At 58.6% G+C, this 12457-nt stretch carries 8 protein-coding genes and 1 tRNA gene; 4 read left to right on the forward strand and 5 right to left on the reverse strand.

Translation table 11 applies throughout. The features are described from left to right. Positions 1-44 precede the first annotated feature (44 nt). The 3 genes from pgeF to ACRESD_RS14745 are packed head-to-tail and all read right to left on the reverse strand — an operon-like array spanning position 45 to position 3438. Positions 45-770, reverse strand: a complete 726-nt coding sequence (gene pgeF / locus ACRESD_RS14735) for a peptidoglycan editing factor PgeF (protein ID WP_431751582.1) — start codon at positions 768-770, stop codon at positions 45-47. Between the two features lie 22 nt (positions 771-792). Then, complete coding sequence (gene ggt, locus ACRESD_RS14740; protein WP_431751583.1) at positions 793-2622, reverse strand: gamma-glutamyltransferase; 1830 nt, start codon at positions 2620-2622, stop codon at positions 793-795. 36 nt (positions 2623-2658) lie between these two features. Then, a complete protein-coding gene (locus ACRESD_RS14745; RefSeq protein ID WP_431751584.1) occupies positions 2659-3438 on the reverse strand; it encodes a PhzF family phenazine biosynthesis protein in 780 nt (259 codons plus the stop codon). 177 nt (positions 3439-3615) lie between these two features. Between ACRESD_RS14745 and ACRESD_RS14750 the strand changes: the two genes are divergently transcribed. Beyond that, positions 3616-7926: an AvrE-family type 3 secretion system effector gene (locus tag ACRESD_RS14750; protein WP_431751585.1), complete on the forward strand. Its 4311-nt coding sequence runs from the start codon at positions 3616-3618 to the stop codon at positions 7924-7926. 73 nt (positions 7927-7999) lie between these two features. On the opposite strand, the gene ACRESD_RS14755 is transcribed toward ACRESD_RS14750, so the two are convergent. Next, a tRNA-Met gene (locus tag ACRESD_RS14755) sits at positions 8000-8076 on the reverse strand. Between the two features lie 191 nt (positions 8077-8267). Further along, positions 8268-8819 carry an RNA polymerase sigma factor gene (locus ACRESD_RS14760; protein ID WP_431751586.1) on the reverse strand — a complete coding sequence of 184 codons (552 nt, stop codon included), beginning with the start codon at positions 8817-8819 and terminating at the stop codon, positions 8268-8270. A 260-nt stretch (positions 8820-9079) separates the two neighbouring features. Here ACRESD_RS14760 and ACRESD_RS14765 point away from each other — a divergent pair, with 260 nt between their 5' ends. From ACRESD_RS14765 to ACRESD_RS14775, 3 genes are all read left to right on the forward strand, one after another. Then, positions 9080-10144: a TyeA family type III secretion system gatekeeper subunit gene (locus ACRESD_RS14765; protein ID WP_431751587.1), complete on the forward strand. Its 1065-nt coding sequence runs from the start codon at positions 9080-9082 to the stop codon at positions 10142-10144. Further along, positions 10141-12234: a type III secretion system export apparatus subunit SctV gene (gene sctV / locus ACRESD_RS14770; RefSeq protein WP_431751588.1), complete on the forward strand. Its 2094-nt coding sequence runs from the start codon at positions 10141-10143 to the stop codon at positions 12232-12234. Before ACRESD_RS14765 ends, sctV begins: the two co-directional genes overlap by 4 nt. Before the next feature lie 34 nt (positions 12235-12268). Further along, positions 12269-12457: FHA domain-containing protein (locus tag ACRESD_RS14775; protein WP_431751589.1), on the forward strand; the 189-nt coding region annotated here is incomplete at its 3' end.

Consider the following 12457-nt stretch of genomic DNA (forward strand, 5'->3'; position numbering starts at 1 on the left):
GGTTTTAGGGCGGCTTCGCCACCCAGCGCGGGCAAGCCCGCTCACTACAAGGGCGTGCGGGCAATCCATGAATAGATCAACGTCTTCGCCTCCTCCGGGTGATGAGTCCTTCGGCGGTAGCTCGCGAACGTCGGTGATGTGCAGTAAGTGCATACCTCACTCACCTCGATATGCTCTCGTCGAACGCCCGCCGCTTGCAGCAATATCAGCCCATACCCACTCAGATCAAACCAGGCACTTCGCGCTTGCGTGGCATGGGGTGGTGCAATCTCGGGTGATAGCAACGGCGCTGGCTGTTCGACACTCCACGGCGCCTGTTCATCGCGCCACAGGTGGCCTTGGTCTGCCTGAAATGACGCGATGAATCCTTCGCTGACCTCATAGCAACAGGGTTTGATCGACGGTCCGATGGCCACCCGCAGTTGATCCACGGTAATGCCTTCATCGGCAAAACGTTGCACGGCGTTGGCGATGATCCCGCCTTGCAGGCCTTTCCAGCCGCCATGTACGGCTGCAACCATTTCGCCGTTTTTGGCAGCAAAGAGAATAGGTAGGCAATCGGCCGTGATCACCGCAATCGGCTGGTGTTTGCGGGTGAACACACCATCCGCTTCGACCGTGTTGCTCACCTGGTCGGCCTGCCATTCGACGACCGACGCACTGTGAACCTGCTTGCAGATGAACACATCTGCCGGGCGCAACGGATCATCGATCGAACAAAAACCATGGTTGACGCCAGGGATGGCGCCGAGAGTGTCTGCCTGTTGCACAAGCGTTCTCCGCTGAAAATGTTTAATCGCCGAGGGCTTCGCCTTCACGCCGAGGGTCCGCGCCGCCGCTCAGCGACACCTTGCCCTGGGCGTCCCGCGTACGCACGATGGCCTGGATACCGCTGGTCATATCGATCTCGCTCAGCGCGTGGCCTTTGTCCTTCAACGCTTGTTTCAACCCGGGGCTGAACAGACCGGCTTCCAGTTCAGTCGCGCCATTGCGGCTGCCGAAATTGGGCAAGCTGATGGCGGTTTGCGGGTCGAGGTTCCAGTCGAGCATGGCCACCAGGGATTTGCTCACGTACTCGATGATCTGTGAGCCGCCCGGCGAACCCACGGTAGCCAGCAACTCGCCGCTCTTGCGGTCGAACACCAAGGTCGGAGCCATGGCCGAGCGCGGGCGTTTGCCGGGCTCGACGCGGTTGGCCACCGGCTGGCCATTTTCTTCCGGGATAAACGAAAAGTCAGTCATCTGGTTGTTCAGCAAAAAACCCTGGACCATCACATGGGAGCCGAACGCCGCTTCTACGGTGGTAGTCATCGACACGGCACCGCCCAGGTCATCCACCGCCACTACTTGGGAGGTGGAAATGCGCAGCGGCGAGCGGTCCGGCGCGTACGCCACTTGGATTCCCGCTGGTTGGCCCGGTTTGGCGATGCCCATGCTGCGTTCACCGATCAGTGTGGCGCGTTGCGCCAGGTAGTTCGGTGCAACGAGGCCCACGACGGGGACGGGTGTGAAGTCTGAGTCGGCCACGTAAAGTGCGCGGTCGGCAAAGGCCAGGCGACCGGCTTCAGCGATCAGGTGAACGGCTTCGGGGGTGGGTTCAAGGCCGGCAGGCGACGTGCTTTTCACGGGTTTCATCGGCGCTATGGCCAGGCGCGGGTCGCGGGCCTCCACGGCCTGCAACGTACCGAGGATTTGCGCTACAGCAATCCCGCCCGACGATGGCGGTGGCATGCCGCACACTCGGTACTGCTTGTAGTCGGTGCACAGCGGTGTGCGTTCCTTGGCGGCGTAGCCCTTGAGGTCGGCCTGCGACAGGCTGCCCGCATTGCGATTGCCCTGGACCTTGCGCGCGATCTCATCGGCAATCGGCCCCTGGTACAGCGCGTCCGGTCCTTCCTTGGCAATACGCTTGAACACGGCGGCCAGCGCCGGGTTCTTCAGTAGCGTGCCAGTGGCTTTAGGTGTGCCATCGGCATTCAGAAAATAGGCCGCCATGTCCGGCGACTGCGGGATGTAGCGGTCGGCGGCAATCAGCGCGTGCAGGCGTGGGGAAATCGCAAAGCCTTGCTCCGCCAATCGAATGGCCGGCTCGAACAACTTGGCCCATTGCAGGTGACCGGTTTTCTTGTGTGCCATTTCCAGGGCGCGCAAGACTCCTGGCGTGCCAACCGAGCGTCCACCGATCTGCGCCTCGGGGAATGCCATGGGCGTGCCGTCGGCCTTCAAGAACAATCGTTCGGTCGCCCCGGCCGGTGCCGTTTCACGACCGTCATACGCGTGCACGGTTTTCCCGTCCCAGAGCATGATGAACGCGCCGCCGCCGATGCCGGATGACTGTGGCTCCACCAGGGTCAACACCGCCTGCATCGCAATCGCCGCATCGATGGCCGAGCCGCCCATACGCAATATCTCGCGCCCGGCTTCGGCCGCCAGCGGGTTGGCGGCGGCGGCCATATGGCGTTCGGCGTGTTGGGTGGTGAGGTCGGTGCGGTAACCCGAACCCAATTCCGGTGCGGGAGGTTGTTCGGTGATTTGGGTGTGACAGCCGGCCAGGGCGAGGGCTGCGGCTATCATCGACAGTTGACGGCGGGAAATCGGAAACACGCGTTGAACTCCGTTCATTGTGAGAATGATCTGTTGTCCTTGGTGTCGTACTTTTTACAGGTAAATCGTGCCTTGCAGGTAGAGCACTGCGTGGCCGGCGATAATCACGCGGTCGCCCTTGAGCTCACAGCGCAGTTGCCCGCGACGCTCTCCACCCTGTTCGGCAGTCAATTGTGACTTGCCCAGGCGCTCGGCCCAGAACGGTGTGAGCGAAGTGTGCGCAGAGCCGGTGACCGGGTCTTCATTGACGCCCACGTTCGGGCCGAACCAGCGGGAAATGAAATCAAACCGCGCGCTTTTGGCCGTTACCGCAATCCCGCGTTTGGGCAGGCCCTTGAGACGGGCGAAGTCTGGTTTGAGGGCGGCGACTTGGGCTTCGTTGTCCACCAACACGATGTAGTCATCGGTGGCATACACCTCGGCGTGCTCAATCCCCAGCGCGTTCAACATCCCGGCAGGCGGTTCGCAACGTTCGGGTTGCTTGGTCGGGAAATCCATCGCCAGTTCATCGCCATTGCGCGTGACGCGCAACTCGCCGCTGCGGGTGGCAAAGCGCAACACTTCAGGTGCTCCTGGCAATTTATTAATCAATACCCACGCCGCCGCCAGCGTGGCATGGCCGCACAGGTCCACTTCGACCTCCGGGGTAAACCAGCGCAACTCGTAGAAATCTCCACGAGGCACAAAGTAGGCAGTTTCGGAGAGGTTGTTTTCCGCTGCGATGCTCTGCAATTGTTCATCGCTCAACCATTCGGTAAGCGGACAGACGGCCGCTGGATTGCCGCCGAAGACGGATTGGCTGAAAGCATCGACTTGAAAGATATCCAGTTTCATCGAGAGCACTCCGTGTGGGGGGAGTCGGACACTAACAGCGGGTCAAACGAGCGTCAAAATACAGATGCGCGTTTTTTTCGAGCGCATGAAGTAACAGTTGTGATTAGGCAGGGGTGGAACTGGAAAAGGCAGGTGCCCACTAGGCAGTTGTAATTGATTCTGTCTGGGAGCGAGACCATGCTTAAAAAATTAGATCCTCTTCTCAAGTTACAGAGCAACCTTGGCAACGGTTTGACGAGTTGGCGCCAGGAAAAAAGCCCGCCATTGTTGCCGGCAGTGTCGTTGACCCACTATCAAACGCTGCAACCGACCTCGATGCAGTTCGACGCTTGTCTCAAGGATGGCAAGGTGCACGCTGATACGACACTTGCAGGGCGTGAGATTGCCAGTCACCTCAACCAGCCGAACAAACACTTTGTGGCCGATGGTCCTTTTGCAGCTGGCTGTCATGCATTGCGGATGAAAGATGAGCGTCAATATCTGTTTCACATTCAGTCCACACCGGCTGTCGCTGCGGTGTTCAAAAGCAGCCTGCCTGATACCGCCAGCGGCGCGAGCGACAGTCCGGGGCGTGCGCATGTGGGGAGCGTCAGTGCGGTTCAGACGACAGCAGAGGGCCAGCAATTTCGCCTGGAGAGTGGGCGGCTGTTTCGCTTTGAACCCCTCACGTTGTCCTGGATGCCCGACGCGGATACCCGTGCATTCAGTCGCATTGGCCTGACGAGCGATGGGCAATTGCTGAAGACGCCCGAGGGGTTTATCGACAACAGTGCGCAAGGGCGAACCACGGTGCTGCTGAGCCAGGCTCAAGAGGGTTCTTTTGTGCATCTTCAGGGAGATGACACACAGGCGGTGCGCCCGGTCGACGAGGTGGGTTTGCCTGTGCAACTCACGCGTATCGGTCTTTCGGGAAGCACGCTGTATGGCGCGACTGCGGACGGGGAACTGGTTTGCGCCGACTTGCGCCTGGTGCGGGATCACACGCTGCCGATGGTCCGGCAATCGGTCGATTCGCTTGAACAGGCGTTGAAGGGGGCGGTCCGTGTGGAGGGTTTTTTTCATGGTGATACGGGGCAACTCAATGCCCAGGTCCGCGATACGCGTGAGCAATCGCACAGCGTGCCTTTGGCGGGCGATAAAGCAATGCGCCCGCAATGGAACCTCAGCGACGTGCTGGTCAAGGGCATCGAGAAGGGGCTGCCCCTGCCCAGTCTGCCGGCGTTGTCGACGGCGGTTGATCTGGGCGAACGGGGTAAGGTTGCGCTGGATGCAGGCACTTTATTGACCTGGGATGCGATGACACAACGTTGGGGAAACGCTGGGCAACCCGGTATCGATCATCTGGAGCGCGGCCTGGACGGTCGTGCCTATGTGCTGCAAGAGGGGCAGTTGAAGGCAGTGGTCATCAGTAAGGTACGCGACCCGCTGTTTGAGGGCGCCAGCCATGATCTGGCCGCGCTTCCCGCGCCACGCCCGCACGTGTCCCTTGGCGAAGTGCTCGCAGGGAGTAGTGATAAGGGCATTACCGGATTTGCTGTAGCGGATGGCCACAATTTTGTGACCGTCGATCAGGGTAACCAGCTTCAGGTTCATCAGGACGGACAGATCAAGCCGTTGCAACTGTCTCCCTCGATTGACATAAAGACACTCGCCCTGGATCACGCGGGCAATCTTTATGCTCACACCCAGGGCGGCGAATTGTTCAGAGCGGATCGCCAGGTCTGGCAGGGCAATTCTGGGGGCGCGCAAAACTGGAGCAAGGTTGAACTACCGGATCACCAGCCTTTGGAGTCCTTGCGGATGGGGGCCGACAAGCACCTGATTGCTGGGTGGGATAAGCAGTTCCATCGATTGGAGAATGCCACCACCCGCGCGCTAGAGTGGGGGCCGGTGCCGGTGACAGCCGAGGTACCGTTACTGGCTGATAAGTTGAGGGGCACGCAAGTGCGTGCACAGTTTCCAGGTGGTGCGCTGACGGTGGGCAGCAATGTCATGGGGCAATCTCGGGAAGGTGTGCCGCTCAAGCGCGATTTTTTCCAGGGGATCAAAGCGCACTTCCATCCCTTGGAGGCCCTTGGCCAAAAGGCGAAGGATGTTCAGCACCATTTCAAGGGCCGGCAGGGTTTGGAGGGGATCTACGCAGACGATAAACGCCTGCACGAACAGCTCAAGCAGCTGGCGCAGAGCAAGCCGATTCCTACTGACCTGGGAGCTCGGTTAACCGTCTTGAGCGAAGCAGGCCCGCGACAGGCGTTGGCAAAAGAGATCCGCGCCGCGCTGACCGAGGTAGAGGACAGTAGCCAGTCCAGCGCCCGCCGCTTGGGGGATGCACACGGGGTGGCGTTTGACCCCAGGCCCACGTTGAGCAGGGCGGCGATTAACCCTGGCTCGACGTTGCATCAACTGTACGAGGCGTTCAAGAGAGTTTCCCCCTCGGCGGAAAAAACGACCGCTGCACTGTTGGCCAACTTTGAAGGGCAGGACCTGGTGCTTCCCACCTGGAAGCCCGAACGCAAGCGGGATCTCGATCACCCCTCGGCGCTTATCGAAGGCGACCTGATTCATCACGCGAGCACGCTCAAGCAATTGACGGATTTGGTACAAGCGCTTGACGGTACGTCAGGCCATAGTCCAAGTGCTTTGGCGCGCATAGAAACGTCGCTGCATGACGTCATGAAAGCGTTTAAAGACAGTCCCGTGCACACGTTGGCCAGCCAAGGTCTCGCCAATTACGATCAGGCGGAATTGTTGTATGGCAACTTCAAGTTGTTGGCCAAGGATCTTGGCACACCAGGCTCCGCCCTTCACTGGCATCTTTCGGGCCTGTTGGAGTTGCCCACCGATGTCTCCATCAAGGAGGCGATGACTCAGCAGGTACAGCACCTGAGCAGCGGCCAGACCCTTGCGCCTAGCCGAACCCAAGGTAAAAGCCTGGGATTGATGGTGACAGAGATAAAGCCGGTGGCCCCGGTGGAGTTTTTCTTGGGAGCCTCCAAGTCCCACACCCATGGCGTGAGTATCAGCCGTACCGACACGGGCGCCAGGGTTGAGATCAGTACCGATGATATGCGGCGTCTTGCCGGTTCGGTGGGGACTGGTGTCACGCTGGGTCGAGGATCGGGGGCGCTGGGGCCAGGCTTGAGGGTTGCGGCCGAGTTGACTGCGGCGATTGCAAAAAACACTGGGTCAAGCATCGGCTTTGACGTGAAAGAGGCAGACTTTGGCAAGATGATGTCGATCCTTACTGGCGAGAGCGGTACTGTCTGCGATCTGTTGGCTCTGGGTGACGGGCACGTGGCAGGCAAAAGTTCGAAGCTCAGTGGCGACTTCAATCTGGATGCACTTGCGCAATTGCGCATGATGTACAGCCCACAAGAAAACATCGCTGAACTGGACTCGGTGATCCGCGCCGGCATCGGCGGGGTGGCTAACCTCAATCTTGCGCACATAGATAAGAGCCAGTCCTCCAAGCGCACTGCAACCGGTATCAGCCAAGGCACGGCGAGCAGTGCGCAGCTCTTCAGGCAGGGTGGTGTGGGTGCCAATGTTGCGCCGCTCAACGCCTTGGCGCTGGGTAGGGCCGAAAGTGACAGCCCCAGCACGGCGGTAGCTACGGCGCCGGAGCTATCAGTCATGGTGAAGTTTGATCGTGGGCAATCACAGGCCTACAGCTTTTCGTTCAAGCATCCGCAACCGGTGACTCAGTCGCAGATTGATGACCTTAAACGCAGCGTATTGCTTTACTCGCCGGCTTTCAGGCGGGATATGGCTGAAACTGAGCTGTCGGGGAGTACGGTGGATCAACAGTTGGCCACATTGCGAAGGTTTCTCGCGACTCATCCCCCCGTGGCGACGAAGTCGGACGTCTATCACGCCATCAGCCAGTCACTGGACAAGTTGATCGTCCAACAGGACTTGATGAACAACGGGTTGCGTCAATTGGCGTCGGTCGAATCTTCCGTCACACGTGTGGGGTTGCGGGACGATGGGTACCATGCCTGGCTGGATGATGTGGCTCCGGCCAACAAAGCAGCGATTGAACAGTGGCTGAAGGATGACCCTCAGCTTTCCCGAGTGCTCAATCAGCTGCAGCAGGGAGAGGGCACCTCCGTGACACTGGGTATGGAGCTCAAACCACAGGTCCTGCATGCAATAGAGCGTAGCCATCTTGCTGGTGAAAATGTCGAGCCACTGATCAGGCAGGCGTTGAGTGATCGCAACAACCTGCGTGTTAAAAGCATGAGCCTGAGCTACACCGCCACCCAGTCCCATGGCATGTCGGTACCCGCCATGAATCTCAGTTTTTCCAGTAGCGCTGGGCTGAGTCACACTCAAAAGCGCGTCAATGCTGATCTTGAATACGGTGTGGACGCCGATAAGCCGTTGCGAATGAACCTGAACGATACTCTGGGCAGTCTGCCCAGGCATGATCTGACCATTGACTTGGGAGACCTGCGAGTGAGAACGCAGGCCCAGCCAACGACCTGAGCCGCAACGGTTCAAGCACTTTTCACAAGGCATAAAAAAACGGCCTACCTTTCGGTAAGCCGTTTTTAGTACTTGGTGGCTACACAGGGACTTGAACCCCGGACCCCAGCATTATGAATGCTATGCTCTAACCAACTGAGCTATGTAGCCAAGTGGCGCGCATTATTCGCGTAGAACGGGAATGCGTCAAGTATTTATTTTTAATTTTTATCTACGCTTTCAACTGTTTAAGCGAAATCAACGGATCCGGCGACGAGTGGATCGCGATTCGCCCTGCCGATTACCTGAAAAGCCTGGTCGCGTTGGGCAGATATCCCTGCCGCCCAAAGCGTGGCTTGACGTTAAGGGTACTTCGGGTTGTGAGTGGCACGTTTAAGCTGTTCGCGTGCCCGTGACAGGCGCGAGCGGACGGTGCCGATAGGAATATCCAGTGCGTCGGCTGTGTCCTGGTAGCTGCCATCGGTTTCCAGTGAGGCGTACAGCGTCTTGCGCATCTCCACTGGCAGGTGGTCGATGGCACTCAGCGTTTTTTCCAGTCGACGATTGACCTCGAATTCCCAATCCAGGCTGCGGTTGTCTTCCTGGCCATGCCATAGCGATTCATCAAATTCGCAATGCATGGGCTTGGCATACATGCGCCTGAAGTGATTGCGTATCAGGTTCTGCGCGATGCCACACATCCAAGTACTGAGGCTGGCACTGCCGCTGAAACGCTCACGGTTTCGCCAGGCCTCCAGATAGGTCAATTGCAGCAGATCGTCTGCATCTTCTGGGTTGAGTACACGTTTATGAATGAAGCGCCGAAGCTTTTTTTGTTGGTCGTCTGTCAGGTGATGCATGAATTGAGGCGAGCTGCCAACAAGGTGCGCTAAAGCTTCAATAGGGATATTCATGATTATTTCCTTGGTGTAGACAGTCGAAAGGGTGTCGACGGGAACCCCGATTGCACTGGCTGTGCCAAAGAATAATTTTCTTCAAGTTATTGATTTTTATTGATAAATATTTTGTGTTTGCGCAATTTTGTGCAGCGATTTGCATAGAGCATTGAAGGCTCGTGCAAGTCTTTTCAAATTGGCCGTGCGATCGCTATTGATGGAACCGCATAGGCTGGCTTTGCCACACAGGGAAACACTCTTCCTGTTCAGGCATGTCCATGAAAGTTGAATTCTCGCCCGATGTGCAAACGGTCCAACCACTGGATCAGCCTGTTGTCAGCCCGACCTCGGTTCCTGTACCTGCCAAGGGCATGGACGAACTCGCTTATCTGTTCAACCAGGAAGTGGACCTCAACAGTCGCACGCTGAGTGAAAGGAAGATTGGCGTGCGCGTGCTCCCGATGGAGCAGCTTGCGCAGTTTTATGAGCAGTTGGGGCATCCGGCCCAGGCAACCCTGGCGAGCATTTCGCGTCGTGTCCGATGGCAGCTGCTGCAGCAACCCCACCTCGACAAATTGTTGGAGCTTGCCGGCGGAGACCCCGCGCGCGCGTTCGTGGTGCTCAAGTACGTAGCGGCACAGGCGGACACTGAGGTTCGCCCCTCCGAAGCGGCCTTGGCGCGCGATGCCATTGCCAAGCTGGAGGTCCGCTTCAAAGGGCAGATCCAGGCCGGCCTGAACATTGCCGTGGCGCTACAGGCGGCCTGTGTTGATCCGCAGGAGCGCCAGGCGCTGCGCACGCTCTACTACGCCAGCGTGGTCACGCGGCAATCGTTGGCGACGATGATGCAGGCGTTGCTGGGTGTGTATGGCGGCGAACGATTTGCCGACGGACTCAAGGTGATGCGAAAGGCTTTGGCTGACGATATCGCGGCCAGTGTGTCGTCATTGCCTACACCATTGTTACGTACCTTGTTACTGGGGCTGCAAAGCTGCGGGCAGTTGAGCGCAGTGCTAGCGGGTTGCCACGCGTTACTCCAACGCCTGGGCATTAGTCACGACGCGGTAGCCTTGCTGCAGCGTCTTTTGGCTTTTGCTGGCAGCGGTATTGCCGCTGCTGAAATTCTGCGACTGGGAGAGGAACTGTTGGGGGGGGCGAACACTCAGCAGTTATTGGTCCTCAATGCGCTCTACCCGTTGTTCCAGCAACTGCCATTGGCGTTATGGCTCGATAGCCGAGTGCGCGAAGAGACCCTGCGTAACTTCCTCGCGGTGATGGGGGAACTGGATCGGGTAACACGTGGCCCTGCGCGTTTTCCAGGTGAGTTGGGAGCCCTGGCGTGACTGCGCTTTCGGTCATCAACCGCTTTTTGCTCAAGGTTGCGCAGCGCGCCGAAGTGCTGGGTGCCGTGGTGGTAATGGCCATCGTATTCATTTTTATTGTGCCGCTGCCCACGTGGTTGGTGGACATCTTGATTGCGCTCAATATCTGCATCTCGTGCCTGTTGATCGTGCTGGCGCTGTACCTGCCAGGCCCTCTGGCGTTCTCGTCATTCCCGTCGATTCTGCTGTTGACCACCATGTTTCGCCTGGCGTTATCGATTGCGACGACGCGCTTGATCCTGTTGGAGCAGGACGCAGGCGACATCGTTGAGGCCTTCGGCAATTTTGTGGTCGGCGGCAACCTGGCCGTGGGGATGGTGATTTTCCTGATCCTGACCCTCGTCAATTTCCTAGTCATCACTAAAGGCTCGGAGCGGGTGGCCGAAGTGGCCGCGCGCTTCAGCTTGGATGCGATGCCCGGCAAGCAGATGTCCATCGACAGCGACTTGCGAGCCGGCCTGATTGACGGCATGCAAGCACGGGATAAACGCGAGCAGTTGTCCCGTGAGAGTCAACTGTTCGGGGCCATGGACGGCGCCATGAAGTTCGTCAAGGGCGACGCTATCGCGGGTTTGATCATCGTTGTGGTCAACCTGCTGGGCGGTTTCTCCACGGGTATGTTCCAGCATGGCTTGAGCGCTTCCGAATCAATATCTCTGTATTCGGTGCTGACCATCGGCGACGGTCTGATTGCGCAGATTCCAGCGCTGCTGATCTCTCTGACGGCTGGCATGATCATTACCCGCGTGGCGCCGGATGGGCGCAAGGGCGTCAGTAACATGGGCGCCGAAATTGCCCGGCAGATGACCAGCGAACCCAAGAGTTGGATGATCGCCTCGGTGGGGATGCTTGCCTTTGCGGCGGTACCCGGCATGCCTACCGGGGTGTTCATCCTGATAGCACTGGTCACTGGCTCCCTTGGGTATTACCTGATGCGCCAGCGTCAACGGCAGGAGCAGCCTGAAGCTGAAGCGGCTGAGGTGGTTCGTCCCGAAGAGAACGGCAGTGAAGACTTGCGTGGGTTTGATCCATCAAGGCCCTACTTGCTGCAGTTCTCCCCGACGCTACGAGGGACGCCCGAGGTGACTGACCTTGTTCACTCGATTCGCCAGGCCCGAAATGCATTGGTCGCCAATATTGGCCTGACGCTGCCACCGTTTGAAGTGGAGCCCGATGATTCACTGGCCGACGATGAAATGCGCTTCTGTGTCCATGAAGTGCCGATGGTCAAGGCGTCTGTTGTCAACTATGTGGCCGTTGAGCGCAAGGCGCTGGCGGTTGAGCCCGCGCACGCCCTACCGGGTCTGGTAGAGCGCGACGAACAGGATTGGCTTTGGTTGGCGCCGGATGATCCGCTGCTCGATGATCCGCAGTTGGAGCGCTTCACCGCGTCAAGCTTGATCGTTGAGCGTATGAAGCAGGCCATGATGCTCAGTGGGCCGCAGTTCCTGGGGGTCCAAGAGAGCAAGTCGATCCTCAGTTGGCTGGAACACAACCAGCCGGAATTGGTTCAGGAGTTGCAGCGGATCATGCCGTTGTCGCGGTTTTCGGCGGTATTGCAACGTCTGGCCAGCGAAGGTGTGCCGTTGCGGGCGGTGCGGCTGATTGTCGAATCGCTGATCGAGTACGGTCAGCATGAGCGTGAGCCGGATGCGCTGGCTGATTACGCGCGTATTGCCCTCAAGGCGCAAATCTACTACCAGTACAGCGAGGCCGACGGCCTGCATGCCTGGTTGCTGTCACCGCAGACCGAAAACATCTTGCGCGAGGCGCTGCGCCAGACCCAGACCGGGGTGTTCTTCGCACTCGACGACGAACATAGCGCAGCGTTCGTCAGCTTGCTCAATCAAGCCTTTTCCTTACGGCCCAAATTCAAGAGCGTCATGCTCGTTGCACAAGACTTGCGTAGCCCTCTGCGCACATTGCTGCTGGATGAGTTCAACCATGTGCCGGTGTTGTCTTTTGCCGAGTTGGGCAGTACCTCGAAGGTCAAAGTGCTGGGACGCTTTGACCTGGGCCAGGACGAGCTGATGCGTGGTGCGGTGGCATGATGGTGTGGCTATGTCCGGCATGGAGGGCTCGATGATGTTCGAGTTGCGAGTGCTTGATGGGCGGCATCAGGGCGCTGCGTTGCCATTGTTTGGAGAGCAATGGAGCCTCGGTGCCCACGCTGATGCTGACCTGGTACTGAACGATCAGGGCATCGTCGAGCATCACGCATGGCTGCGACTCATCGGCTCGAACTGGTCGGTGCAGGCCGAAGCGGGGCTGTTA

Origin of the sequence: Pseudomonas sp. (assembly GCF_050739995.1) — a bacterium.
GTDB lineage: Bacteria > Pseudomonadota > Gammaproteobacteria > Pseudomonadales > Pseudomonadaceae > Aquipseudomonas.

Coding starts and splice junctions, on each gene's coding strand:
- ggt (WP_431751583.1), bottom strand. CDS start 2,622: ATGAACGGAGTTCAACGCGTGTTTCCGATTTCCCGCCGTCAACTGTCG.
- ACRESD_RS14750 (WP_431751585.1), top strand. CDS start 3,616: ATGCTTAAAAAATTAGATCCTCTTCTCAAGTTACAGAGCAACCTTGGC.
- ACRESD_RS14760 (WP_431751586.1), bottom strand. CDS start 8,819: ATGAATATCCCTATTGAAGCTTTAGCGCACCTTGTTGGCAGCTCGCCT.
- ACRESD_RS14765 (WP_431751587.1), top strand. CDS start 9,080: ATGAAAGTTGAATTCTCGCCCGATGTGCAAACGGTCCAACCACTGGAT.
- ACRESD_RS14745 (WP_431751584.1), bottom strand. CDS start 3,438: ATGAAACTGGATATCTTTCAAGTCGATGCTTTCAGCCAATCCGTCTTC.